This is a genomic window from Pseudomonas sp. GW823-FHT02C05 (genome assembly GCF_058797595.1).
This window is the reverse complement of sequence record NZ_JBXAJU010000007.1, coordinates 63,706-87,351: the sequence shown is the minus strand read 5'-3', so window position 1 is coordinate 87,351 and position 23,646 is coordinate 63,706. Positions and strand designations below refer to the sequence as shown.

Here is a 23,646-nt window from a genome sequence, read left to right as displayed (position 1 = left end):
GCAATGATGATGGCCTTGGGCATGTTCGTCTTCAGCCTTTCCACAGCCGCCTACCAGGAGCTGCAACGACAGACCGAGTGGCGGCACGTCAGCAATACCCGCATCGGCGCCGCTCCCGCCAGGCAGTTTGTGGGCCGAGGCGACGACTCGATCACCTTGCCGGGCGTCATCCTGCCCGAGTTGGCCGGATCTGTGCTGAGCCTCGACACCCTGCGGCTGATGGCGAATACCGGCAAGGCCTGGCCCATGGTCGAAGGCAGCGGCCGGATCTACGGTTTATGGGTGATCGAGAGCCTGAGCGAGACCAAGACGGTGTTTTTCCGTGACGGCACACCGCGGCGCCTGGAGTTCACCCTCAACCTCAAGCGCATCGATGACGACCGGATAGACCTGATCGGCGCCGCCGGCAGCACTGGCATAAGTATCTTGAGGATGCTGCTGTGATTGATGCCGCCCTCGCCCGTGTTACGGGCTTTATCGAAGACGCTGCCAACCAGTACCGCCGCGACGCCGCCTACGCTGTCCCGGCCTTCCGCATCACCGTAGACGGCAACGATATAGCCCAGCTCATCAGCCCCCGCCTGATGAGCCTGCAACTGACCGACAATCGCGGCATTGAAGCCGATCAACTCAGCATCACCCTGAGCGATCATGACGGGCTGCTGGCCATTCCGCCGAAGGGTGCCGTGGTCAGGCTCTGGCTGGGCTGGAGTGACACCGGCCTGGTGGACAAAGGTACCTACACTGTCGACGAGACCGAGCACAGCGGAGCTCCGGATGTGCTCAGCATCCGGGCGCGCTCGGCCGATCTACGCAAAGGGCTCAAAACCAAACGCGAGCGGAGCTGGAGCAACACCACCCTCGGCGATGTCCTGGGCGATATCGCCATAGGTAACGGTTTGACCGCCACCATTGCCGGCGCCCTGGACGGCCTGCCCATCCTGCAGCTGGACCAGGCCAACGAATCAGACGCCAACCTGATCAGCCGAGTCGGTGAAGAGTTCGACGCCGTGGTCACCGTCAAGGCTGGCTGCCTGCTGTGCATTCCGGCCGGTGGCGGCAAGACCGCCAGCGGCATGGAGCTCCCGCACATCACCCTCACCCGTGCCGACGGTGACCAGCACCGCTATCTCCAGGCCGACCGCGACAGCTACGACGGCGTGCGCGCCTATTTCTACGACGTGAACAGTGCCAAGAAACAAGAGGCCATCGCCGGCGGCGGCGACAACCTCAAGGACCTGCGTCACACCTTCAGCGACCGCCAGTCAGCACTGCGAGCCGCCCGGGCCGAATTCAACCGCCTGCAGCGTGGCAGCGCCACCCTGAGCTACACCCTGGCCGTGGGCCGGCCGGATCTGATCCCCGAACTGACCTATACCCTGGAAGGCGTGAAGCCCGAGATCGACGCGATTATCTGGTACGGCGGCAACGTACAGCACAGCCTCAGCGCCGACAGCGGCTACACCGTCAGCCTGGAGCTGGAAAGCAAGTTGCCCGAGGACACCGTCGAAGGGTTGGCAGAAGAGAACAAAGGGGATTACACAGGGATCATCGCCTACTACCGTGACAAGAAGACCGGTAAAGAGAAGACCATCACGGCCGGAGATCAGAGCAAACCGCGGCGACTGAGATGGTTGTATGCGAGCAAGACGACAGCGAAGCGGGCTGTCGATCGGGAATGGAAGAAGATGCAGGCGGAAACAGCATAGCCCCTCCTGCTTAAACAAAGGACCCGGCGCAAAGCCGGGCTCTTCGATGGGTATAGGCGACGGTTTTATCCAAAGCCTTTCGCTGTTGTGCAGATCGGAAACTCACACCACAGGTGCTATGACTTCATAAAATCCTGTGCTTTCTTCACCGCATCATCTTTTTTGGCACGCTCCTGATCTTCTTTTTCCAACCGATCTAGAATCTCATTAACTTCTTTTGTCGTAACAGGGTGCAAAGTTGCTTCCCAGCGAGTTATAACGATCTCCACATTAACCCCGCGCTTATAGTAAGTATAGTACCGACGAGACAGCTCCACCCAACCATCTAGCTTTAACTTTTCTTGAAAAGCCTTTTCCTCTTTACTATCAAACTTTAAAGATATAGAACCATATGAAAGTTTTTCTATTGGTACACCACTCAACTTACTTTTATCAGTGGTGGTACTTTCACCCGAAAAATTTGCCTCATCATTCAGTTTGACTTCCGCGCTCTTCAGCCTAACTCCGTAGATCTCGCCAGGAGTCTCACGCTTACATATGTATCCTGCATAAACTGAGAATTCACAATTTTTGAAGCCGGTTTTTTTTGCATCCAATGCTGTACCGGGCAAAACTAGACCTTGAAACTCATAAGAATCGTAAATTCTCGGTTTCACATCCGGCTGAGCCTGTACTTGCATGAAAACACCAAAACAGACAAGAGCCGCACAAACAATTTGCTTCATCGACATTACTCTCTCCATTTAACGACGGCACTTGTCCTAGAAGTAATAAGCACCGCCTCAGCGTATTTTTTTACTTGTTACCCAAAAGGACATTCAGAAAACGAATAATGTCTTCTTGAGCCACCTCATCAAGCAGTCTGAACAGCTGCAAGACCATCCGCTCACGCTCATTCAGTCCAGCCAACTCAATCGGCTGAGGCAGATCGCTTCGCAGCTCATTTTTCACCAACATGCATCACTCCATTTCACACGTTCGGGTACCCGACACCTAAATCGGTGCCAAACAAAGCACCCGGGGAATGAGCGATTTTCAGCATGTTTCGGTGTGTAACCAGCCTACGAAAGGGGCTTTCTTTGCGAGGTTATGCGCCAGTGCAGAGGGCTTGCGCACGTTGAACGATATCGCTGTAGTCCATCTTGATGGATGGCATCGTCGGGTTGGGTTTGGTGATCTCTTGGCCATCCGCCCAACCACGCTCTTTCGCCTGACTGCGGGCGCTGCCACTCAGCGCGTAAACCGTTCCATTAGATGCTCTTGCCAAGGCTTTCGGTGATGGGCCGTCGCACAGAAGATCAACACTATCTACGGTGAACGGCCAAGCATCACCGTACTCCTCGCTTGAAATCTTCTGACTTTTTTCTTCGGCACCACAGCCCCCTAGAGCAAGCAGTGTAGAAACCAGCACCGATACACAAATCCGTTTTGACACAGCCTTACTCCCTATTTTTTATCAGTGAAAGCCCTAAGTAGGCGCATTACGGCGCCTTTGTCCTCGTCACCCAACGACCGTATGTGCTGCACGATTTCCAAGTCATCTTGCGATAGCGAACTTTCGTCCATAGAGACGCGCTGGCCAGTCACGACGTACAGCACATCTACACCCTGATCAGCCACTGCTGCCAGGTAACAGGCATCCGGGCTACGGTCGCCCTTCTCATAGTTGTACTGGCTGTTTTTCGAGGCACCAGCCTTTGCCGCGAATTCGGTCTGGTTGAAGCCCAGCCGCTCGCGCTCTTCTTTTAGGCGATCACCAATTCCCACAAATGTCTCCACTGCGAATTGACATTCCCACAATCATGGGAAATACTCCGCCTGTCATCACACGAAATCACACGAAACGAGACTATGCCGAACGGATACCCCACGGAGCAAGCGTGCAAGGAAGCCCGCGAGAGGCTCGCGCATCAAGGTCTGTCAGCCAAGGACTGGGCCGATCAGCACAACCTCACCCCATCCACGGTGTATGCCGTGTTGAACGGACAGAAGAAATGCCTGCGCGGAGAGTCTCACCGCGCCGCGGTACTACTCGGAATCAAAGACGGCGTCGTCACAAACTAGGCCCGTTGGCTCAGGGAGAAAACCAGAAGATGAAACGCCCGGTTCTAGTAACTAAACGGCAGGTGATGAGCGCGGTGATCTGCGATTACCCAGGTGGTCGTGAGTGTGCAGCCGCACGTCTCGGCTACGAACTTAAGAAATTCGACAACCACATTTACGAGAACGCCGGCAGCCGACCGCTCAGCGATGAACAGATCCACCTGCTGGAACAGGACTCCCGCACTACTCATTTACCCGAGTACATCGCCAGCCTCTACGGTGGAATGTTTGTGCCCCTGGCCAAACCCGAAACCCTGGACAACGTCGATCTCTACAGCCGCTCAGTGAATGCTGCAGCCAAACGAGGTTACGTCGACCAGATCATCGCCAAGGCCCTGAACGACGGCGTTATAGAGCCTGGAGAAGCCGAGGCCATCCTCGCCGCACATCACCGCTACATGTCGGCACGACATTCCGAGGTGCTGGCCACGATCCTACTGCACAGCAAGGAGCGCCAGCATTGAGCACCTACAAACTGGTCTGCCCCCACTGCCTCAGCCGCATGCGCATTCGTACCAGCGAGGGCACCCACATTTTCCTGCGGGTGGCCTACCTGCAGTGCACCAACGAGGCTTGTGGCTGGTCAGTACGCGCTGAATTCGAGATGACCCACGAGATGAGCCCCAGCGGCATGGCTAACCCATCCGTGCGCCTTCCCATCGCCGACATCGCCCTACGCCGCGCGGCAATGAAGACCGCCAACGATCAACCCGATCTGCTCGACCAAATGGAAATGGAGTGTGCGCCATGAATCACGAACACCTGCCCCATGACTACCGCAGCAGCATGCAACGGGCTGCATTTGCCTATCTGCAACGGCATGAAGCTCAGTATCTGGTGGATTCCGACATGCTCTACGACAACTGTGTCAGACACCTGACGACCGCCCTGGAAGTGCCGGTATTCATGGCTGAACAGCTGGTGCATAACGCCTGGACCGAGCTTCAGGTGATCAAGCAGCGCAAATGGATTGGTATCGATTGGGGCTCCAGTCCTGGTTGCAAGGTCGTGCATCTGATCGATACCCGGGCCGATCTGCGCTACCCAGTCCCGGCAAGGCTTCTGCCACAGACTCTGCTCACCCAGCGCGACTCTGCTCTCAAGCCACACCCTCGATAACACCCTTTTAAAACACCCCGCCCTGCCCCGTTTCCCGTGGGTTTGGGTGAGCTTTGCCCGAAATCTGAGGTGGACCATGGAAATCGACATCGCCATCACCGCAAAACTGCCCCGCGAACAGGCCGAAGCCCTGCTTCAAGCACTCCGGGCTGACTACAGCGCCCAGTTCAACGAGCACTGGTATGACGACCGCTTTCGCATGATCCCCGAAGGCCTCCGGCACGGTTCGCTGCTCGTGGCCTTTCCGGTCATGGCTGCGCAAAAACGCCTGATTGGCGCCCTGAAACATAGTCTCGACGAAGCGAAGTAAGCCACGATGGAAATGGAACATAGGCTGCGAGCCGAAGTCATCCAACGCATTGAGCGGGATTACCAGCTCAAACACATGCCCGGCACCAACTACATGCGCAAGGGTGTTTGCCCTGCGCCAAGTTGCGGCCAGAAGACCCTGTACACCTTCTACGACTCGCCCTGGACGTTGATTTGCGGACGACCAGAAAAGTGCGACCACCGCGTCCACGTAAAGGACATCTACGACGATCTGTTCAACGACTGGAGCAAGACCGCTCCGTCGACGCCAGACAACCCGCTCGCCACGGCGCGCGCCTATCTTGAGTTTGCGCGGGGCTTTAAGTTTGAGCTGATCGCCGGTTGGTTCACCCAGGAACACTACTGGGACAGTCGCCTCAACATCGGCAGTGCCACGGTGCGTTTTCCCCTGGAAAAAGGCGGCTACTGGGAGCGCCTGATCGATCGGCCCGAGCGATTCGGCAAGATGAAGGCGCGCTTCCGCCCCACCGGCGAGGGCCAGCCAGGTTACAAAGGCGTCTGGTGGTGCCCACCAAGCCTGGATCTGCTGGAAGTCGACGAGCTCTGGGTCAACGAAGGGATCTTTGACGCCATTGCCCTAGGACACAACGACGTCTCGGCCGTGTCCATGATGTCCAGCGCCCCCTGCCCTATCGATTCCCTCAAGGCATTGGTCAAACTGCGCCGCGACGCTGACAAACCCCTGCCACGCCTGGTGTGGGCGCTCGATAACGAGCCAGTCGCCAAGGCCAATATGCGCCGCTGGGCTAAGGATGCGCGCGACCTGGGCTTCACCTGCAAGGCAGCAGTTATCCCCCAGCCCAATGGCAAAAAAGTCGATTGGAACGACCTGCACCTACGCTGGAAATCTATCGAGGGTGAGGACGAACGAGCCGAACGCATCCAGCAAGACCTGGAAGAGGCCCGTCACCAGGGCGACCTGCTGCTTGCCGATTCAGCTGAAGAAAAGGGCTTTCTGATCTACCTGCGTGACGAGCGTAAGGAATTCCACTTTTCGTTCCGCAAGCGCCTGTATTGGTTTCGGCTGGACCTTGAGCGCTACGACCGCGCCATGAACGACCTAGAGAGCTCAGAGCGTCATGAAGACCAGTTGCTCAGTGATGAACAGCGCCGCTACAAGGCCCTGCGCCAGTCAGGCTCAGTGACCAGCATCGCCAACTGCAACTTCCAAGCGCTGTACTACATGCGCAACGACCTGACCGATGAGGCCTGGTACTACTTCCGCATAGAGCGCCCGCAAGGGGCCGTCATCAAAAGCACCTTCACGGCCAAGCAGCTCACCTCGGCGCCTGAGTTCGCCAATCGCCTGCTCAACGTCTCCAACGGTGCAATGTTCGAGGGCAGCGCCCAACAGCTGAAACGGATTCTCGCGCCCCAGCTCGATTGCCTGAAAACCGTGAACACCATCGAATGGATCGGCTACAGCCGCGAGCACGGAGCCTACGTTTTCAACGACCTCGCCTTCTTCGGCGGGAAAATCCAGATGCGCAACAAGGAAGACTTTTTCGACCTTGGAAAACTGAGCATCAAGTCGCAGAGCCAGTCGCCGGTGCTGCACATCAATACCGACCTCAACACCTACAACGAAGGCTGGTTCGATATCTACTGGCGCTGCTTTGGCGTGCAGGGTCTGGTAGTGCTGGCCTGGTGGCTGGGTGCCTTGCACGCCGAGCAGATCCGCCAGATCCATAAATCACTGATGTTCCTGGAGCTGGTAGGGGAAGCCGGTTCGGGTAAAACCACCCTTGTGGAGCTGTTGTGGAAACTGGTCGGCCGTACCGACTACGAAGGTTTCGACCCATCCAAAGCGACTGCCGCCAGCCGCGCGCGCAACTTCTCGCAGGTCAGCAACCTGCCGGTAGTGCTGATTGAGTCGGAGCGTGAGCAAAAGGAAGGCCAGCCGGTGAAGCACTTCGACTGGGACGAACTGAAAACCGCCTACAACGGCCGCAGCGTTCGCTCTACCGGCGTCAAGAACAACGGCAACGACACCCACGAACCGCCCTTCCGCGCCGCCCTGCTGATCGCTCAGAACAACCCGGTGAATGCCTCGGAGCCGATCCTGCAGCGGCTGTGCCACGTCCACCTGACCCGGGAGCACCACACCCCGGAAACCAAGCAGTTCGCCGAGCAACTGGAACGCATGCCGATGGAAAACATCAGCGGCTTCCTGGTCAAGGCACTGCAACGCGAAGCCAACACGATGCGCCTGATGGAGGAAAACACCTCCGGCTACGAGCAGGAGCTACTGGCCCAGCCCGGCGTCCGTACCGTTCGTATCGCCAAGAACCATGCCCAACTGCGCAGCCTGGTGGATGCCTTGGCAGACGTGGTGCCCCTCGGCGAACACCGGAAGGCCCTAACACACGCCGAGGTCAACCGCATGGCCCTGGAGCGCCAGCAGGCCATCAACGCCGATCACCCGACTGTGCGCGAATTCTGGGACCTGTACGACTTCCTCAACGGCATGGATGAGAAAGGCGCGCTCAACCATGCGCGCAAGGACGGGTTAATCGCCGTGAACCTCAATGAATTCGTCGAGATGGCTGCCAACAAACGCCAGCAAGTGCCTGCGCTCAGCGATCTGAAGCGCCTGCTGAAGACGAGCAAGTCACCCAAGTTTCTGGAGTCGAACAAGGGCGTCAACTCAGCCCGGTTGCTGGACGCGTTCGACAAACCGAAAACCATTCGCTGCTGGGTATTCCAGCCCTGAACCCCACCACCGAAGCGCTGCAACGCTTCGGCACCCCAAAGGAGAAGCACCATGCAAAACGAAAACGAACCGACCTTGAGTGACAACGCGATCACGTTGACCTGCAGCGCCGCGACGCTGGCAGTCCTGATTGTCCTGGGCAACCTCGCACCGGACGTACTGCTGGCCATCGTCCGCTACTAACCCAACCGCCCAGGTGCTGCAACGCCTGGGCAACCCCAGAGGAGAAGCACCATGCATATCAAGGTCATCAAAGGCGCCAGGGAAACGGGAAAGACCCGCCAACTAAGGCAGATCGAGGAGCAGCGAAACGCGCAAGGAAAGCCCACCAGCATCATACACGCGGATGCATACGCCCAAGAGGGCCTGCTTTCGATCATGGAAGTAAGGATTGAGCGCGGAGAACGCACATTGCTCGTGGATGACTGCACCCGCCAGCAAATCGACGAAGTATTGAAGTGGCAGACAGCTCACGACGAGAACGATGAATTGAAGGACCTGGAAATTTTCCTGGTTCGCATCGCCGGCTGAATTGTTCCGAAAGAGTGGTGCCGAGGGACTGCAATCCCTCGACACCGACCACCCCAAAGGAGAAGCACCATGCAAGTGAATCAACCCCAAGGCGGCACCGCAGAGGCTACCACAACCCCACTCGCTGTCGGCGACAAGGTCAGCTACGTCGCCATCAGCGGCGGCGGTCGCAGCTACCGTTTCAGCGCGCGCAAAGGCGTTATCGTCGAGATCAACGGCAACGTCGCGACCTTGCGCGCAGCCAACGGCCGTCGCATTACCCACCCGCTCGACAAGCTGACACCAGACGGTCAACCGAACGCGCTCACCCGCATGTTGTGCGGAGAGCGCTGAACATGGCCGAACGCTCCCGCCCGGCGATGGCAAGCCATCGCCTGGACCTGCCGAGCCGCTGTGACATCTGCGGCAAAGCCAGATCCACCCGCACTCACCAACGCTGCAGCAAGGCCCGCCAAAAGCGCAAAACAGCGGAGTGGGCAGCATTCATGGCCGAACAGGCCGCAGCCAAGCAGAACAAGCCTCGGCGCTTCGCGCGCTGAACTTGAAAACGGGCGTTCAACGGGGAGCTGCAACTCCCCATCGCCCCAAAGGAGAAGCACCATGCAAACCATCCAACCTGCGGCCACCGTGCCCCAAACCAGCAACACAGCGCTTTACCGTGTGGAGGAAACGTTCGGGGGCAACAACGTCCTGCTCGAAGTTGACCTCAATAAGCTGACACCTGAGCGGGCTACCGAGCTCTGCAACTTCTGGAGCTGTTCAGGGGGTTACGTCGAATCCGAAGACGGGAACCCAGTCCGCGCAGCCGTGCGCCTTTTCGGCAGTTGGATCATCAGCGACATGAGCCAAGAAGGTGGAACCGACTTCAGCGCTGACTACAAGTCCCCAGATGGTGACCCGCATCCTGGCCTGATCTGGTCGGCTGATGTTCATGAGGCAGATGGCTGGGGCGGCACCGACGACAGTCCTTTTGGCTGGTGTGGCATCCGCTGCGTAGCGGCAGAAGTTGCGTCCATCAACTTCTACAGCGTCGAGTTGAAGGAGGTGCAGCATGCTTAATCGCATCTTCAAGCACTTTCACTTCTGCTGCGGCCTTGGCGGCGGCACCAAGGGTTTCAACCAAGTCAGGCCCGTAGTCGGCAACATGCCCGTCTGGGTGCAGCCCGTAGCGATCGCGCTGAGCGTTGCCCAGCAGGAGGCCCAATGAACGTCTTCCTGTTGCTGTACCTGTGCACCAGTGCCGCCCGCACGGATTGTCAGGTGATCCCAGTTCAACGCTGGATTGGGCCTGACTCCTACCAGCAGTGCAGTACCACCGCCCGACAACTCACGGCGGACCTCACCGATAGGAACCGCAAAAGACTCTATTTCGTTTGCGATATCCAGCCAGCCGGCGACATCGATGCTGCCCAGCAGTTACAACCGCAACTGAACCATCAATCGTTTCGGATGTGATGGGGGACTCCATGAGCAACAACAAATCCTTCCCTTGGAACTTAGACCTGACCGGCATCTGCGACCAGTGCGGAAAATCCCGCGCCCACGGCAACCACCAGAAGTGCAGCAAAGCACGTCAGATCCTCAATGCACGACGACGGGCCGAGGAAGCTCATTCCGGGGTTGCTCCCGCACCTAGAAAAAGTGCCGGCCTGTTCTGGTTACTTCGCCAACAGTGATCGGCAACACTAAACCCTGAACACAAAGGCCCGGCAACGGGCCTTTTTTCTTTCAGCATGCTGGATCTTTCAATACATCGCGTGGGGACGCATATGGCAGATGGCGTAGAGGCCCGTGGCAACTCAGTACGGGTCTATTTTCGTTTCAATGGCGAGCTGTGCCGGGAGCTGATACCCGGCGGCAACACACCGGCCAACCGAGAGCACGCAAAGCGCCTGGTTACGGTAATCGAGTACGAGATACAAGCTGGCACCTTCGATTACCGACGGCATTTTCCAGAGTCGACCAAACTGGCCGAAAACAGCTTCGGGCATTACCTGGACCTGTGGCTGACCATCAAGAGCAACAGCGTGGCCGCGACCTCTTTCCGTGGGTACAAGAACAAGGCAGAGGTCCATGTCCGCCCGCGTTGGGGGGATATTCAGATCGACCAGATTGACCACCTGGACCTGCAAGAGTGGATTCAAGGACCACTATCGAAGCGACTGAAGAACAAGACCATTCGCGACATCATCAGCAACGTGCGCCAGGTATTCCGGCTCTACCGCACCCGGAAGAAAGTCGCGCATGACCCCACAGAGGGGCTATTCGTGCGCCTTCCCGATCCAGAAGCGCCCGACCCGTTCACCAGGGCGGAAATCAAGCAGATCCTGGAGACACCCACCAACCGCACTCAGGAGCTGCTGATGGTGCAATTCATGATTTGGGCAGGCCCACGCGTGTCAGAGACCATCGCGCTGGCCTGGGAGGACGTCGATCTGAAACAGGGGACAGTGACTTTCCGCCGGTCAAAAGTACGCGGAGCCTACCGCGTGACGAAAACCCGGCGCTCGACGCGCAAGGTGCGCTTGCTGGAACCCGCGTGGGACGCCCTGCGCAAGCTTGACGCCATCAACCAGCTCAAGACTGTAGACACCATCGATGTTGTGGAGCGGGACAACAAGACAGTCCGCAAGCACAAGCTGCACTTCGTATTCCTGAACACCAAGAGCGGCTTGCCGCACGTCAGCGACTTTGTCGTGAGGGACAGGTTCTTCAAAGCGCACTTGAAAGCGGCCGGCGTCCGCTATCGCGGACCTGGCCAATGCCGGCACACCTATGCCAGCCAATTGCTGACCACCGGCGTGGCTTCGGTCGACTGGATCGCGGAGCAGATGGGCCACACCAGCGCGAACATGATCCGACAGCATTACGGGATGTGGATTAATGAAGATGGACCAGACGTTATCGGAATGCTTCAACTGGCCCTGAAATTCTAGGCAAATTCTCATAGGGGCCGTACTGGCCCCCACAAGTGGTTCAGAAAATAGTTTTTATAACCTTATCGACCCCAGTGATGAGTTCACCTACCTCATCAACAGTTGGATCAGTCGGATTTTTATGACCACATTTGTTACGAATATCGCCCAAAAATTGAATATGCCTAGACTGCGACAACTCAATGACACCAGCTGCTTTTAGCGCATCATTTAGCACTGCGATAGTGCCAGACTTCTTGGGCAGGTTGTGGTTATCACATACTTGCTTCAGATGGCCTTCCAGTACGACTCCGGCGACAGCCCCCGCAGCACGAGAAAATTTGTTTTTTAGTAGCTCCCTGGCAACGTCGAGTTCAGAGTCAAAAAGATCAGCTTGTACCAGTTGCTTGATATCAAAGAGCGAACTTTCGAAACGTTTTTCTATGGACTCAAGGATAGCAATCTGCTGCTGTAGTAATGGAATAGCGGCAGGCATAGCAACGACCACATCGCCGCCATACCGAGTCAACGAAAGGGATTGGCATGCGTCCTCGATTCGATAAGTCTCGACATCAAACGACTTTCGCGTTTTTGGTCGTTCATAGAATTTTACGAAGTCCGCATACCTGTCGGGAAGTAATTGCTTTACAACGGCCAGAGCTTCGGAATACCAGTGGTGGTAGCAAACCCGAAAGGGTTTGAGATTACTTTCGTAAATATCAATTTTTTCCTCGCCCCATCCCGCCGCTTCCAAACGGGCTCGCCATTCCTCCTTACCCTCCGCGTCACGGCGAAGCGCTTGAAGAACTACCCTGCCCTCTTCAAGCAACGCCTTCAGATCTTTCCGGTACTTTTCTAAATTGGATACTGTCATCGCTCCCTCGCATGTAGATGGACCAAATTGATCACCGGTCAAACGGAGCAGAGTAATAGCATTTCAGCACCACGAATAGTTGAGCCTACCGTTTTCCAAGCCCTCCGTAAGAGTCGTAGGCCTGGGCCACCCCGTTCCTGCAGTGCAGAGAGAGAAAAACGGTAATAGGACGCTTGAACAGAACTCTCAAGGGTTCCCATGGATGTTCCCATATGGGGCTTTTTCGCGCCCCTGAAAACACAAAACCCCTGAAAACTTTAACGTTTTCAGGGGTTTAGTCGTTTCAAATGTGGCGGTGAAGGAGAGATTCGAACTCTCGATACAGTTTCCTGTATACACACTTTCCAGGCGTGCTCCTTAAGCCACTCGGACACTTCACCGTATCTCTTCAAACCGATTCAGTCTGTCGAGGCGCGCTAATGTAGTCGATCGCTTTTCAGATGGCAAACTTTTTTTTCAGAATTTTCATGCGCTTAAGCTCGATCCCCGGCCAAGGGCAATGCAGCCCCCCATGCAATAAGGCAAACCGGCCATTCTTCAGCCTTGCCCACAACCCTATAGAAGAAACCATGCGTTACCCGCTGTGTGATGCAGGGCCCTTGGCGACCTCGGGGCTGACTCACCAGTCAGTCATGGCGCTTTACCGCAGCTACCGTGGTGGGTAACTTCTGCAGCACTTCAATACAAGGAATTGCGTCATGAGTGAGTTGATTTCCTACCATCTCGAAGACGGTATCGCGACCCTGACCTTGAGCAATGGCAAGGTCAATGCCATCTCCCCGGACGTGATTGCCGCCTTTAATGCGGCGCTGGATCAGGCTACCGCCGATCGCGCGGTGGTGATCATCACCGGCCAGCCGGGGATTCTCTCTGGCGGCTACGACCTCAAGGTCATGACAGCCGGCCCCAAGGAGGCCGTGGCTCTGGTAACCCTGGGTTCGACCCTGGCCCGCCGCCTGCTTTCCCACCCCTACCCGGTGATCGTCGCTTGCCCGGGGCACGCGGTGGCCAAGGGCGCGTTCCTGCTGCTGTCGGCGGACTATCGCATCGGTGTCGAAGGCCCCTTCAGCATCGGCCTCAATGAAGTGCAGATCGGCATGACCATGCACCACGCGGGTATCGAGCTGGCCCGTGACCGCCTGCGTCGCTCGGCTTTGCATCGCTCGGTAATCAATGGCGAGATGTTCGACCCGCAAAGCGCGGTAGATGCCGGCTTTCTCGACAAGGTGGTAGCGCCCGATGAACTGCAAGGCGCCGCCCTGGCCGCTGCACGCCAGTTGAAGAAGATCAACATGGTGGCGCACAAGAACACCAAGCTGAAGGTGCGCAAGGCACTGCTGGATGCCCTGGACAACGCGATCATCCACGACCAGGAGCACCTGGGCTGAAACCCGCGGATTTGCTACCTGAACCAGCCCGGCCTTCGCGCCGGGCTTTTTACTGCATGCCTTGCCAACAAGCCACGACCGCTCTAGATCACCATCGCCAGCCATTGCTGGAAACATGTACTTAAACATCGCCCATCTCCCGGCTGAGAACGGCAATTGCCGAAAACAGTGCACATCCGTACACTGCGCCACCTTTTGTCCCCGGGTGGGCCGTTTAGATGCTGTATCTGCTTCGTATGTCGTTGATGGGCTTGCACTTTATCCTGGCAGGCAGCCTGGGCCTGCTGCTCGGCCTGTGCCGCCCATTCAACCCGGACAACAGCCGACTGTGCGCCCGTCTCTACGCCTGGCCGGCGATGTGCATCCTGCGCTTGCGGGTCAAGGCCGAGGTCGGCCCGCTGATGGACAAACCCCAGGGCTGCGTGATCATCGCCAACCACCAGTCCAACTACGACCTGTTCGTATTCGGCAACGTGGTGCCGCGAAGGACCGTGTGCATCGGCAAGAAGAGCCTGAAATGGGTGCCGCTGTTCGGCCAGCTGTTCTGGCTGGCAGGCAACGTGCTGATCGACCGTGGCAACCCGCACAAGGCCCGGCGCTCGATGCTCACCACCACCCACACCTTGCAGCACAAGGACACCTCGATCTGGGTCTTCCCGGAAGGCACCCGCAACCTCGGGGAAGAGCTGCTGCCCTTCAAGAAAGGTGCATTCCAGATGGCCATCGCCGCAGGCGTGCCCATAGTCCCGGTGTGCGTCAGCAGCTACATCAAGCACATGCGCCTGGATCGCTGGAACAGCGGCAAAATCCTGATCCGCTCGCTGCCCGCCATCCCCACGGCCGGGCTGACCCTGGACGACATGCCCCTGCTGATCGCCCAGTGCCGCGAACAGATGCGCGAATGCATCGCCAGCATGGACCGCCAGCTGCAGGCCGCCTGACCCCGGCGCCACAAAAAGCCCGCCTTGCGCGGGCTTTTATTTGTCCGCGAACTCCCTCGCGGCCAGTGACTCTGATGGAGCATTGCAGGCTAAGCTGCACCTGATCTGTCACCGCCCCCTTGATAAGAAGAAGTGAACCGGAACCATGGGTAGAGTTGTTGCTGCCGCCGTCTACAGCGGCGGAAAGAAAGTCACGGATATCAGCCTCGACGAAGGGGCCGCCTGGGCCGCCAAGCCCGGCCACTTCGTCTGGATCGGCCTGGAGGAACCCAACGCCCACGAGCTGGCCAACCTGCAGCGCCAGTTCAACCTGCATGAACTGGCCATCGAGGATGCCCTGGAAAAGCACAGCCGGCCGAAGCTGGAAACCTTCGGCGATGCGCTGTTCATCGTCACCTATTCGCCGGTGCGCGATCAGGGCAAGCTGGAGTTCATCGAAACCCACATCTTTGCCGGCAACGGCTACATCATCACCGCGCGCAACGGCCACTCGGCCTCCTATGGCTACGTGCGCCAGCGCTGCGAGGCGCGCCCGCTGCTGCTGGAGCACGGTGAAGACTTCGTGCTCTATGCCCTGCTGGACTTCGTTACCGAGAACTACCAGCCGGTCAGCGAAGCCATCCATGCGGAAATCGACGAGCTGGAGCGCAACGTCCTCTGCGACTCGCTGAACGAACGGGACATCCAGCACCTGCACGGCCTGCGCCGCGACGTGCTGCGCCTGCGCCGGCATGTAGCGCCCATGGTGGAGATCAGCGAAGAACTGCAGAAGCTCAGCTTTCCCTTTATCGACAAGAACATGCGGCCGTACTTCCGGGATGTGCAGATTCACGTCACCCGGCAGATGGAAGACCTCTCGACCCTGCGCGATATCGCCAGCCAGACCATCGAGATCGGCGTACTGCTGGAGGCTTCACGGCAAAGCATCGTGCAACGCAAGTTCGCCGCCTGGGCCGCGATCCTGGCGTTTCCGACGGCGGTGGCGGGGATCTACGGGATGAACTTCCAGAACATGCCGGAGCTGAGTTGGCACTACGGCTACTTTGGCGTCCTGGGTTTTATCAGCGTGGGTTGTGTCGGCCTCTGGGCCAGCTTCAAGCGTTCCGGCTGGCTCTGAAGGAGCGACGGCCCTGCGCCTTGCGGCAGGGCCATGGCCGGGTTCAGGCAGCCTCGGGCTTGTGAGCGACGAAACGCATCATCCACTCCGCCACAGTGGTGCCGTGATGGTCGTGCTCAAGGCTGGCCACGCCCTTCTGGTAGATCTGCTCGCCGAGAAACTCCTGGCGCAGGTCCAGCAAGGCGCGGGAATAGTCGTGGATGAACTCGGGGTGGCCCTGGAAGCACAGCACCTGATCATTGATATGGTAGGCCGCGAACGGGCAGAAATCGCTGGAGGCGATCACCGTGGCGTTCTCCGGCAAGGCGGTAACCTGGTCCTGATGGCTGATCAGTAGCGTCAGCTCCTCCACCACCGGGCTCATCCACGGCGCCTTGGCCGCCAGCTTGTAGCTGTGGGTACCGACACCCCAGCCCTGGCTCGCGCGCTCGCTCTTGCCCCCCAGCAGCAATGCCAGCAACTGATGGCCGAAGCAGATGCCCAACAGCTTGTCGCCACGCTCGTAGCGCCCCAGCAGGTAGGTCTTGAGGGTCTGGATCCAGGGATCGGTGCCGAACGAATCGGCCTTGCTGCCTGTCACCAGATAGGCGTCGAATTCCAGGTCATCGCTGGGGTACTCCCCCTGGACCACGTTGTAGACGCTGAATTGGGCAGCGATGGGCTGCTGGGAAAACAGGCGCTGGAACATCTGCCCGTAACCCTGATATTGATCGACCAGTTCGGGACGCAGGATATCGGTTTCAAGAATGCAGATGCGTAGCGACATAAAAAATTCCTGACAAGGCGATGGCAATAATGAACAGCCCAGAGCCTGCCTTGAAATACCACGGCAAGGCAAGCCCCGGATCAGCTCATTGAGCGCCTGTCGGTGTCAGAACAACTGGCCCAGGCGAGCCTTTTCCAGAAGCAGCGTCGGCGGCCGGAAACGCTCGCCATATTGCTCGGCCAGGTACTGCGCACGGGCGACGAAATCCTGCACCCCGTACTGATTGATGAACTGCAGGGCGCCCCCGCTCCAGGCGGCAAAGCCGATGCCGAAGATCGAGCCGATGTTGGCGTCCGCCGTGGAGTGCAACACTCCCTCCTCCACACAACGCACGGTCTCGATGGCCTGGACGAACAGCAGGCGATCCCGCACATCCTGGGGCGAGATCTGCCCGTCGGCCTTGTAGAAGCGCGTGCGCAACTGCGGCCACAAATGCTTCTGGGCACCGGCCGGATAATCGTAGAAACCGCCACCGGCCGCCTTGCCCGGGCGCTTGTATTCGTTGAGCAGCAGGTCGATCACGGCAAATGCCGGATGTTCGATGGCCGGCTTGCCCTCGGCCTGCAGGTCCTTGGCGGTCTGCTGGCGGATATGGCTCATCAGGCTCAGGGAAACCTCGTCGGAAATTGCCAGCGGCCCCACCGGCATCCCGGCCTTGCGCGCTTCGGTCTCGATCATCGGCGCCGCGATGCCCTCGCCGAGCATGGCGATACCTTCGTTGGTGAAAGTGCCGAACACCCGGGAGGTGAAGAAGCCGCGGCTGTCATTGACCACGATCGGGGTCTTCTTGATCTGCAAGACAAAGTCGAAGCCGCGGGCCAGGGTTTCATCGCTGGTTTTCGCCCCCTTGATGATTTCCACCAGGGGCATTTTTTCCACCGGGCTGAAGAAATGCAGGCCAATGAACTTGTCCGGGTTCGGCACTGCCGTAGCCAGGCCAGTGATGGGCAGGGTCGAAGTGTTGGAGGCGATCACCGCGTCACCGCCGACCACCTGCTGCGCAGCCCGGGAGACCTTGGCCTTGAGCTCGCGATCCTCGAACACCGCCTCGATGATCAGGTCGCAACCGGCCAGGTCGGCATCCTCGGCGGTGGTGCGGATCCGCGCCAGGGTGGCGTCCCGCTGCTCGCAGCTCAACTGCCCGCGAGCCACCTTTTTCTCCAGCAGCGCCGCCGAGTGGGCCTTGCCCTTCTCGGCCGCCTCGGGGCTGATGTCCTTGAGCACCACCTCGATACCCGCCACCGCACTGACATAGGCAATGCCCGCGCCCATCATGCCGGCGCCAAGCACCCCGAGTTTTTTCGTGACCTGCGGCGGCACGCCCTGTGGCCGTGAGCTGCCGGCATTGATCTGGTTGAGCTGGAACCAGAAGGTGCCGATCATGTTCTTCGCCACCTGGCCTGTGGTCAGTTCGGTGAAGTAACGGGTCTCGATCAGTTGCGCGGTGTCGAAATCCACCTGGGCGCCTTCGACCGCAGCGCAGAGGATCTTTTCCGGCGCGGGGAAGCAACCCTGGGTCTTGGTCCGCAGAATCGATGGGGCGATGGCCAGCATCTGCGCAACCTTCGGGTTCGACGGCGTGCCACCAGGGATCTGGTAGCCGCGCACATCCCAGGCCTGCTGCGCGCCCGGGTTGGCGAGGATCCAGGCCCGAGCCTTGGCCAGCAGGTCGTCGCGGTCCGTCGCCAGGGCATCGATCAGGCCTGCTTGCAACGCCAGCTGCGGGCGCACTTTCTTGCCTTCCAGCAGATAGGGCAGAGCCTTTTCCAGGCCCAGCATGCGCACCATGCGCACCACCCCGCCGCCGCCGGGCAACAGGCCCAGGGTGACTTCCGGCAGGCCGACCTGTACCGATTTATCGTCCAGGGCAACGCGATGATGGCAGGCCAGGCAGATTTCCCAGCCGCCGCCCAGGGCCGCGCCATTGATTGCAGCGACCACCGGCTTGCCCAGGGTTTCCAGGGCTCGCAGCTGGCCCTTGAGGGCCAGCACCATGTCGTAGAAAGCCTTGGCCTCGGGCCTGCCGACCTTGATCAGCTCATTGAGGTCACCGCCGGCGAAGAAGGTCTTTTTCGCCGAGGTGATGATCACCCCGGCAATCGATTCCCGTTCGGCCTGCAAGCGCGCCACGGCACCGGCCATGGCGTCGCGGTACAGGGCATTCATGGTGTTGGCGCTCTGGCCCGGCATATCGATGGTCAGGACGACGATCTGGTCCTGGCCTTTTTCGTAACGGATGGCATCGGTCATGAAAGGGATTCCTTGAAGTCGGGGCTCAGAGGCGTTCGATGATGGTGGCGATACCCATGCCGCCGCCGACACAGAGGGTCGCCAGGCCATAGCGCTGGCGCCGGGTTTCCAGCTCATCGAGCAAGGTGCCGAGGATCGCGCAGCCGGTGGCCCCCAGCGGGTGGCCCATGGCGATGGAGCCGCCGTTGACATTGACCTTGGCCGGGTCGATGGCCATGTCCTTGATGAACTTGAGCACCACCGAGGCGAAGGCCTCATTGACTTCGAACAGGTCGATGTCCTCGACCCGCAGCCCGGCCTTGGCCAGGGCCTTGCGGGTGGCCGGCGCCGGGCCGGTGAGCATGATGGTGGGGTCGGTGCTGGTGACCGCCGTGGCCACGATCCGCGCCCGGGGCTTGAGCCCCAGCTCGCGGCCCTTGGCTTCGGAGCCGATCAGCATCAGCGCCGCGCCGTCGACGATGCCCGAGCTGTTGCCGGGGGTGTGCACATGGTCGATCCGCTCCACATGGCTGTAGACCCGTAGCGCCGTGGCATCGAAGCCCATCTGCCCCATCATCTCGAAACTCGGCTTGAGCTTGCCCAGGCCCTCCAGGGTCGAATCGGCGCGAATGAACTCGTCATGGTCCAGCAGCACGATGCCGTTCTGGTCCTGCACCGGCACCAGGGATTTGGCAAAGGCCCCGCCAGCCCGGGCGCGGGCGGCCTTCTGCTGGGAGTGCAGGGCAAAGCGGTCGACGTCCTCCCGGGAGAAGCCTTCCAGGGTCGCGATCAGGTCGGCGCCAATCCCCTGGGGGGTGAAATGGCTGTGCAGGTTGGTCTCCGGGTCCAGCACCCAGGCCCCGCCGTCGCTGCCCATGGGCACCCGCGACATGGACTCGACGCCGCCAACCACCACCAGTTCCTCGAACCCGGAACGCACCTTCATCGCCCCCAGGTTGACTGCCTCCAACCCGGAAGCGCAGAAGCGATTGATCTGCACCCCGGCCACGCTGACATCCCAATCCGCAGCCTGGACCGAGGTCTTGGCGATATCGGCGCCCTGATCACCGATCGGCGTCACACAGCCCAGGACCACGTCGTCCACCTGGCTGGTGTCCAGCTCGCAGCGCTGCTGCAGGGCCCGCAACAGCCCCGCGGTCAGGTTCACCGGTTTCACGCTGTGCAGGGCGCCATCGGCCTTGCCTTTGCCGCGGGGCGTGCGTAACGCATCGAATATCAAAGCTTGGGTCATGACGTCCTCGAACCGCTGTGCAGGGGAAAATGTCGAGCTCCCACCTTAGGCGCGGCAGCGTCGGATTCAATGACCGATGCGCTCAGCCGCCTTGACGCCGACGCTCAGACGAACGGTAGGCAGCTAAGGGCTCTGCCGATGAAGGGTCGCGAGCTGTCTAGCCAGAGGGCGGCCAAGGCACGCCCGGGCCGATATATAGCCTTTTAATAAATCAGAAATATAAATTCATACGAATTGGATCTAAGCCAGAGGATTCAAGGCCCCTAAGGTAGAAACTGTAGGAAGTTCCAGACGGATTCTGCACTGGGGCAAGTAAGAAAAAGGACACATAGCCGGTTCATAGTGACTCGTAATGGAGTTCACCCACCGGCATGCATTGACGCTCAGGAATAACAACAAAAGGCATTCAGCCATGTTCAAGCATTCGAAAGTACGTCAGGCGGGGCTCATTCTTTTCGCAACCACACTGCTGTTGATCTTGCCGAATCTCACCAAAGTGATCGGCTGATCTGTGGCTGCTCGATCAACGAGACGGAAAATTGTCCCCGGTTCCTACCGGGGCACGGACTTGTGTGCCAGTCTTCCTGAGGAACACCAAGGGGAAGACTCATGCGCCATTGGATTGCACTCGCCACACTCCTGAGCGCCTTTCACGCTCACGCCGGAATCATCGACGTCAACCGCGCGGTGGACGAAATCAATGATGGGGCGTTGATCCTCGATCTGCGCAACGAGAGCGACTTTGCCGCCGGCAATGTGCACAACTCGCTGCAGGTCAATCTCGAACTGGAGGACGGCACCGGCATCAGCGCCGAGGGCCTGGCCTACCAGTTGCGCAAAGTAGTGCTGGACCCCAACGCCACCGTGGTGATCTACAGCGACACCAACCAGCACGCCCTTGAAGCCGAAGACACGCTGGTCAAGCACGGCTATTTCGGTATCGTGAACGGCGGCAACTACGAAGAGCTCCGGGACGCCCTGTTCGACCATGTGTCGCGACCAGACGACGTGCTTCCCGGCGACGAACCCACTGACGACGACCCGACGGCCATCAATTGAAAGTATTCCTCCTTGGCGCTGCCCTGCTGCTGAGCAGCCCGCTGCACGCCGCGCAACTGCTGATCGAACTGGGCTCCGCCAGCCACACCTGGCAGACCGAAGAACTGCTAAGGCACCCCCAGGCCCAGACCATTACCATCAAGGACGATGTGTCCTACAAGCGCGACATGCAGTACCGCGCCGTGCCCATGGCGACCCTGCTCAAGGGCCTGAAGGCCGAAGACCATCTTCAAGCCGTGGCCCTGGACGGCTTTGCCGCGGAGCTCAGCGCCGCGCCGCTGCTTGAACGCCAGGGCGCCCAGGCCTGGCTGGCCGTGGAGGACCCGAGCCGGCCATGGCCTGCGCTGGCTGCCGACAAACCCAGCGCCGGGCCTTTCTATCTGGTGTGGACCAATCCTGCCGCCGGGCATATCAGCCCGGAGCAATGGCCGTTCCAGGTGGCGCGCATCCAGCGCCTGGAGCCAGTGGCGCAGCGCTTCCCGGCCCTGCTTCCGGATCCGCAGTTGGCGGCCACTGATCCAATCAACCAGGGCTTGGCCCTGTTCCAGAAAAACTGCCTGGCCTGCCACCGGCTCAACGGTGCCGGCGATTCACAGTTCGGTCCGGACCTGAATATCCCCTACAGCCCTACCGAGTATTTCAGCGGCGATTTCCTCAAGCGCTATATCCGCGATCCGCAAAGCATGAGGCGCTGGCCCCAGGCGAAGATGCCCGGGTTCAACAACAACGTCCTGCCGGATCAGGAGCTGGACCTGCTGCTGGGGTATCTCAGGCACATGGCGGGGCGCAAGCAGGTTCCCTGAGCCTTGCGACATCGCCTTTGCCACCTCTGGCGCCTTCGCCGGCAAGCCGGCTCCTAGCGAAAACGCGTGTTACTGCTGGAGCACCCTGGCGTGCATCTGCTCACCGGCGGCGCCCCGGCGCAAGCCGCGTACCGGGCAGGCATCCAGGTAGTCCAGGCCCACCGCCAGCTTGAGGTGGCGCTCGGGCCGCGCCAGTTGGTGGGTCACATCGAAGCTGTACCAGGCGCCTTCCAGCCAGGCTTCGGCCCAGGCGTGGCCAAGTAATTGCCCGCTGTCCTCGCGGTACAGATAACCGGAAACAAAACGTGCCGGAACGCCCAGGCTACGGGCACAGGCAAGGAAAGCGTGGGTGTGGTCCTGGCAGACCCCCGCGCGCCCGGCGAAAGCCTGCGCCGCGCTGGTGGCCACGTCCGTTGCCCCAGGCGTGTAGGCCATGAGCTGGTGCAGCCCATGCATCAGGTCGATCAACCCTGTGCGATCACGCCGCCTTGCGCATTGCCGGCCGGCGAACTCGCGCAGTTGAGCATCCGCCTCGGTCAGGCTGGTGAAACGCAGGAACGGCAAGGGCGACTGGCATTCATGCTCGGCCTCGCGCAGCTCATCGATATCCACTTGGCCACGGGCGCCGATGATCACTGCTTCGTGGGGCTCGTCCAGGGTCAGTACGTGCAGGATGTTGCCGAAGGGGTCCCGCTGCGCACGCACCGGTCGTGGCAGATCCAGCTGCCAGCAGAGCACTTGCTGGCGCTCGCTGTCGTGGGGTGTCAGGCGCAGGTACTGGATGCTGGCGCCTACCGGATCGGCGTAGCGATAGGCGGTTTCATGGCTCACGGACAGTCTCATGCCGCCTCCAGATAAGAGCGGTGAATCGCGTTGCCCAACTGGCGCACCAGGGGGATGAAGTCGGTCAGCCAGGCGTGCAGGCCTTCGTCGAGAATCTGATCGATACCGATGTAGCGCAGGCGTGCATCCATCTGCGCCGCCAGACGCTGGGCCGGGCGCCCGTTGTCGCCGGGCAGGCTGGCGAGGATCTGGTCGATCTCCTCGGTACAGGCCCGCAGCGAGCGCGACACGTCGGCGCGCAACAACAGCAGCTCGGCTACATGCCGGGCACCGGGTGCCTCGCGATAGACCTCGGTGTAGGCCTCGAAGGAAGACAAGGCCCGCAGCAACGCACTCCACTGGTAATAGGCATGGGCGGTGCCGTCGCACACCGCATCGGCCTGGTCGCCGGCCATCTCGTAGCGTGCGTCCAGCAGGCGCAGGGTGTTGTCGGCGCGCTCGATGAAGGTTCCCAGGCGGATAAAGCGAAAGGCGTCGTTGCGCATGATGGTGCCGTAGGAAGCGCCACGAAACAGATGGGAGCGCTCCTTGATCCATTCGCAGAAGCGGTTCATGCCATAGGCACTGAGGCCCTGGCTGGCGATCTGGTGGATGTCCAGCCAGGTGGCATTGACGTTTTCCCACATGTCGGCGGTGATCCGCCCGCGCACGGCATGGGCGCAGGCCCGGGCCGATCCCAGGCAACTGTAGATACTGGCGGGGTTGGCCGGGTCCAGGGCGAAGAACTGCAATAGCTGCTCGGCGTGCAAGGCCTGGTGGCGGGCGTGGTAATCCTCCAGGGTGCCGGTGATCAGCAGTGGCATGGCCAGCTCGTGCAGGCCATCGCCGCGCCCGTCCTGGGGCATCAGCGACAGGGAATAGCTGACATCGAGCATCCGCGCCAGGTTTTCCGCGCGCTCCAGGTAGCGTGACATCCAGTACAGGTCCGACGCGGTTCGACTCAACATGGCAGGC

Annotated in this window: 33 protein-coding genes and 1 tRNA gene; 23 read left to right on the top strand and 11 right to left on the bottom strand. The window is 59.8% G+C overall.

The genetic code is table 11. The features are described 5' to 3' along the window. Positions 1–3: 3 nt before the first annotated feature. Together AC1RGE_RS30500 and AC1RGE_RS30495 are read left to right on the top strand one after the other, a co-directional pair. Positions 4–444 (top strand): phage tail protein, encoded by a 441-nt coding sequence (locus AC1RGE_RS30500; protein ID WP_194237250.1) that lies wholly within the window; start codon positions 4–6, stop codon positions 442–444. Then, complete coding sequence (locus AC1RGE_RS30495) at positions 441–1,709, top strand: phage late control D family protein (protein ID WP_492585582.1); 1,269 nt, start codon at positions 441–443, stop codon at positions 1,707–1,709. Before AC1RGE_RS30500 ends, AC1RGE_RS30495 begins: the two co-directional genes overlap by 4 nt. Positions 1,710–1,825: 116 nt before the next feature. On the opposite strand, the gene AC1RGE_RS30490 is transcribed toward AC1RGE_RS30495, so the two are convergent. From AC1RGE_RS30490 to AC1RGE_RS30475, 4 genes are all read right to left on the bottom strand, one after another. After that, complete coding sequence (locus tag AC1RGE_RS30490; RefSeq protein ID WP_492585580.1) at positions 1,826–2,440, bottom strand: hypothetical protein; 615 nt, start codon at positions 2,438–2,440, stop codon at positions 1,826–1,828. Positions 2,441–2,504: 64 nt separating this feature from the next. Then, entirely contained in the window at positions 2,505–2,666 is a 162-nt protein-coding gene (locus AC1RGE_RS30485) for a hypothetical protein (protein WP_015634842.1), read from the bottom strand. Positions 2,667–2,796: 130 nt separating this feature from the next. Further along, entirely contained in the window at positions 2,797–3,144 is a 348-nt protein-coding gene (locus AC1RGE_RS30480; RefSeq protein ID WP_172681983.1) for a DUF2511 domain-containing protein, read from the bottom strand. Positions 3,145–3,155: 11 nt separating this feature from the next. Then, positions 3,156–3,476, bottom strand: a complete 321-nt coding sequence (locus AC1RGE_RS30475) for a helix-turn-helix domain-containing protein (protein WP_492585578.1) — start codon at positions 3,474–3,476, stop codon at positions 3,156–3,158. 84 nt (positions 3,477–3,560) lie between these two features. On the opposite strand from AC1RGE_RS30475, the gene AC1RGE_RS30470 reads away from it, so the two are divergent. The 15 genes from AC1RGE_RS30470 to AC1RGE_RS30400 all read left to right on the top strand — a co-directional run bounded on the left by AC1RGE_RS30470 (position 3,561) and on the right by AC1RGE_RS30400 (position 11,441). After that, positions 3,561–3,773: a DNA-binding protein gene (locus AC1RGE_RS30470; RefSeq protein WP_015634841.1), complete on the top strand. Its 213-nt coding sequence runs from the start codon at positions 3,561–3,563 to the stop codon at positions 3,771–3,773. Positions 3,774–3,802: 29 nt separating this feature from the next. After that, the gene (locus tag AC1RGE_RS30465) at positions 3,803–4,276 is read left to right on the top strand and encodes a YmfL family putative regulatory protein (protein ID WP_492585576.1); all 474 of its coding nucleotides are present in this window, start codon (positions 3,803–3,805) and stop codon (positions 4,274–4,276) included. Then, positions 4,273–4,563, top strand: coding sequence for an Ogr/Delta-like zinc finger protein (locus tag AC1RGE_RS30460; RefSeq protein WP_053149922.1), 291 nt, complete (start codon positions 4,273–4,275; stop codon positions 4,561–4,563). Before AC1RGE_RS30465 ends, AC1RGE_RS30460 begins: the two co-directional genes overlap by 4 nt. After that, positions 4,560–4,931, top strand: coding sequence for a hypothetical protein (locus tag AC1RGE_RS30455; protein WP_492585574.1), 372 nt, complete (start codon positions 4,560–4,562; stop codon positions 4,929–4,931). The genes AC1RGE_RS30460 and AC1RGE_RS30455 overlap by 4 nt, the downstream gene beginning before the upstream one ends. 76 nt (positions 4,932–5,007) lie before the next feature. Beyond that, positions 5,008–5,241, top strand: a complete 234-nt coding sequence (locus AC1RGE_RS30450; RefSeq protein ID WP_053149916.1) for a hypothetical protein — start codon at positions 5,008–5,010, stop codon at positions 5,239–5,241. Between the two features lie 12 nt (positions 5,242–5,253). Next, entirely contained in the window at positions 5,254–7,974 is a 2,721-nt protein-coding gene (locus tag AC1RGE_RS30445) for a bifunctional DNA primase/helicase (RefSeq protein ID WP_492585572.1), read from the top strand. Between the two features lie 51 nt (positions 7,975–8,025). Then, complete coding sequence (locus AC1RGE_RS30440; RefSeq protein WP_346624491.1) at positions 8,026–8,157, top strand: hypothetical protein; 132 nt, start codon at positions 8,026–8,028, stop codon at positions 8,155–8,157. 51 nt (positions 8,158–8,208) lie between these two features. After that, positions 8,209–8,505, top strand: coding sequence for a hypothetical protein (locus tag AC1RGE_RS30435; RefSeq protein ID WP_346624492.1), 297 nt, complete (start codon positions 8,209–8,211; stop codon positions 8,503–8,505). 69 nt (positions 8,506–8,574) lie between these two features. Then, positions 8,575–8,838, top strand: a complete 264-nt coding sequence (locus AC1RGE_RS30430) for a hypothetical protein (protein ID WP_159897416.1) — start codon at positions 8,575–8,577, stop codon at positions 8,836–8,838. 2 nt (positions 8,839–8,840) lie between these two features. Beyond that, entirely contained in the window at positions 8,841–9,044 is a 204-nt protein-coding gene (locus tag AC1RGE_RS30425; protein ID WP_346624493.1) for a hypothetical protein, read from the top strand. A gap of 61 nt (positions 9,045–9,105) precedes the next feature. Next, positions 9,106–9,564, top strand: a complete 459-nt coding sequence (locus tag AC1RGE_RS30420; RefSeq protein ID WP_346624494.1) for a DUF2528 family protein — start codon at positions 9,106–9,108, stop codon at positions 9,562–9,564. Continuing rightward, complete coding sequence (locus tag AC1RGE_RS30415; RefSeq protein WP_492585701.1) at positions 9,557–9,712, top strand: hypothetical protein; 156 nt, start codon at positions 9,557–9,559, stop codon at positions 9,710–9,712. Before AC1RGE_RS30420 ends, AC1RGE_RS30415 begins: the two co-directional genes overlap by 8 nt. Next, on the top strand, positions 9,709–9,960 hold the full coding sequence (locus AC1RGE_RS30410) for a hypothetical protein (protein ID WP_346624495.1): 252 nt from the start codon (positions 9,709–9,711) through the stop codon (positions 9,958–9,960). Before AC1RGE_RS30415 ends, AC1RGE_RS30410 begins: the two co-directional genes overlap by 4 nt. 11 nt (positions 9,961–9,971) lie before the next feature. Beyond that, on the top strand, positions 9,972–10,181 hold the full coding sequence (locus AC1RGE_RS30405) for a hypothetical protein (protein WP_183000939.1): 210 nt from the start codon (positions 9,972–9,974) through the stop codon (positions 10,179–10,181). 93 nt (positions 10,182–10,274) lie between these two features. Further along, on the top strand, positions 10,275–11,441 hold the full coding sequence (locus AC1RGE_RS30400; protein ID WP_346624496.1) for an Arm DNA-binding domain-containing protein: 1,167 nt from the start codon (positions 10,275–10,277) through the stop codon (positions 11,439–11,441). 40 nt (positions 11,442–11,481) lie between these two features. On the opposite strand, the gene AC1RGE_RS30395 is transcribed toward AC1RGE_RS30400, so the two are convergent. Beyond that, positions 11,482–12,294 carry a hypothetical protein gene (locus tag AC1RGE_RS30395; protein WP_346624497.1) on the bottom strand — a complete coding sequence of 271 codons (813 nt, stop codon included), beginning with the start codon at positions 12,292–12,294 and terminating at the stop codon, positions 11,482–11,484. A 290-nt stretch (positions 12,295–12,584) separates the two neighbouring features. Continuing rightward, positions 12,585–12,674, bottom strand: a tRNA-Ser gene (locus AC1RGE_RS30390). A 318-nt stretch (positions 12,675–12,992) separates the two neighbouring features. Here AC1RGE_RS30390 and AC1RGE_RS30385 point away from each other — a divergent pair. The 3 genes from AC1RGE_RS30385 to AC1RGE_RS30375 all read left to right on the top strand — a co-directional run bounded on the left by AC1RGE_RS30385 (position 12,993) and on the right by AC1RGE_RS30375 (position 15,740). Then, positions 12,993–13,682 (top strand): crotonase/enoyl-CoA hydratase family protein, encoded by a 690-nt coding sequence (locus tag AC1RGE_RS30385; RefSeq protein WP_258611603.1) that lies wholly within the window; start codon positions 12,993–12,995, stop codon positions 13,680–13,682. 218 nt (positions 13,683–13,900) lie between these two features. Next, positions 13,901–14,623, top strand: coding sequence for a lysophospholipid acyltransferase family protein (locus tag AC1RGE_RS30380; RefSeq protein WP_011060160.1), 723 nt, complete (start codon positions 13,901–13,903; stop codon positions 14,621–14,623). 145 nt (positions 14,624–14,768) lie between these two features. Beyond that, positions 14,769–15,740, top strand: coding sequence for a magnesium and cobalt transport protein CorA (locus tag AC1RGE_RS30375; RefSeq protein ID WP_011060159.1), 972 nt, complete (start codon positions 14,769–14,771; stop codon positions 15,738–15,740). A gap of 43 nt (positions 15,741–15,783) precedes the next feature. Here the strand turns inward: AC1RGE_RS30375 and AC1RGE_RS30370 are convergent, their stop codons facing one another. The 3 genes from AC1RGE_RS30370 to AC1RGE_RS30360 all read right to left on the bottom strand — a co-directional run bounded on the left by AC1RGE_RS30370 (position 15,784) and on the right by AC1RGE_RS30360 (position 19,987). After that, positions 15,784–16,506 carry an amidotransferase gene (locus AC1RGE_RS30370; protein WP_015634730.1) on the bottom strand — a complete coding sequence of 241 codons (723 nt, stop codon included), beginning with the start codon at positions 16,504–16,506 and terminating at the stop codon, positions 15,784–15,786. A gap of 105 nt (positions 16,507–16,611) precedes the next feature. Then, positions 16,612–18,756 (bottom strand): 3-hydroxyacyl-CoA dehydrogenase NAD-binding domain-containing protein, encoded by a 2,145-nt coding sequence (locus AC1RGE_RS30365; RefSeq protein WP_492585570.1) that lies wholly within the window; start codon positions 18,754–18,756, stop codon positions 16,612–16,614. Positions 18,757–18,781: 25 nt separating this feature from the next. After that, positions 18,782–19,987, bottom strand: a complete 1,206-nt coding sequence (locus AC1RGE_RS30360; protein WP_492585568.1) for an acetyl-CoA C-acetyltransferase — start codon at positions 19,985–19,987, stop codon at positions 18,782–18,784. A gap of 352 nt (positions 19,988–20,339) precedes the next feature. On the opposite strand from AC1RGE_RS30360, the gene AC1RGE_RS30355 reads away from it, so the two are divergent. The 3 genes from AC1RGE_RS30355 to AC1RGE_RS30345 all read left to right on the top strand — a co-directional run bounded on the left by AC1RGE_RS30355 (position 20,340) and on the right by AC1RGE_RS30345 (position 21,849). Continuing rightward, complete coding sequence (locus AC1RGE_RS30355; protein ID WP_015634727.1) at positions 20,340–20,495, top strand: hypothetical protein; 156 nt, start codon at positions 20,340–20,342, stop codon at positions 20,493–20,495. A 101-nt stretch (positions 20,496–20,596) separates the two neighbouring features. Continuing rightward, complete coding sequence (locus AC1RGE_RS30350) at positions 20,597–21,046, top strand: rhodanese-like domain-containing protein (protein ID WP_011060155.1); 450 nt, start codon at positions 20,597–20,599, stop codon at positions 21,044–21,046. Then, entirely contained in the window at positions 21,043–21,849 is an 807-nt protein-coding gene (locus AC1RGE_RS30345; protein WP_401262196.1) for a c-type cytochrome, read from the top strand. Before AC1RGE_RS30350 ends, AC1RGE_RS30345 begins: the two co-directional genes overlap by 4 nt. Before the next feature lie 69 nt (positions 21,850–21,918). Here AC1RGE_RS30345 and AC1RGE_RS30340 read toward each other — a convergent pair whose 3' ends face one another. Both AC1RGE_RS30340 and AC1RGE_RS30335 read right to left on the bottom strand, forming a co-directional pair. After that, positions 21,919–22,692 carry a transglutaminase family protein gene (locus AC1RGE_RS30340; RefSeq protein WP_401262194.1) on the bottom strand — a complete coding sequence of 258 codons (774 nt, stop codon included), beginning with the start codon at positions 22,690–22,692 and terminating at the stop codon, positions 21,919–21,921. Beyond that, positions 22,689–23,639 (bottom strand): alpha-E domain-containing protein, encoded by a 951-nt coding sequence (locus AC1RGE_RS30335; RefSeq protein ID WP_492585566.1) that lies wholly within the window; start codon positions 23,637–23,639, stop codon positions 22,689–22,691. The genes AC1RGE_RS30340 and AC1RGE_RS30335 overlap by 4 nt, the downstream gene beginning before the upstream one ends. Between the last annotated feature and the right edge of the window lie 7 nt (positions 23,640–23,646).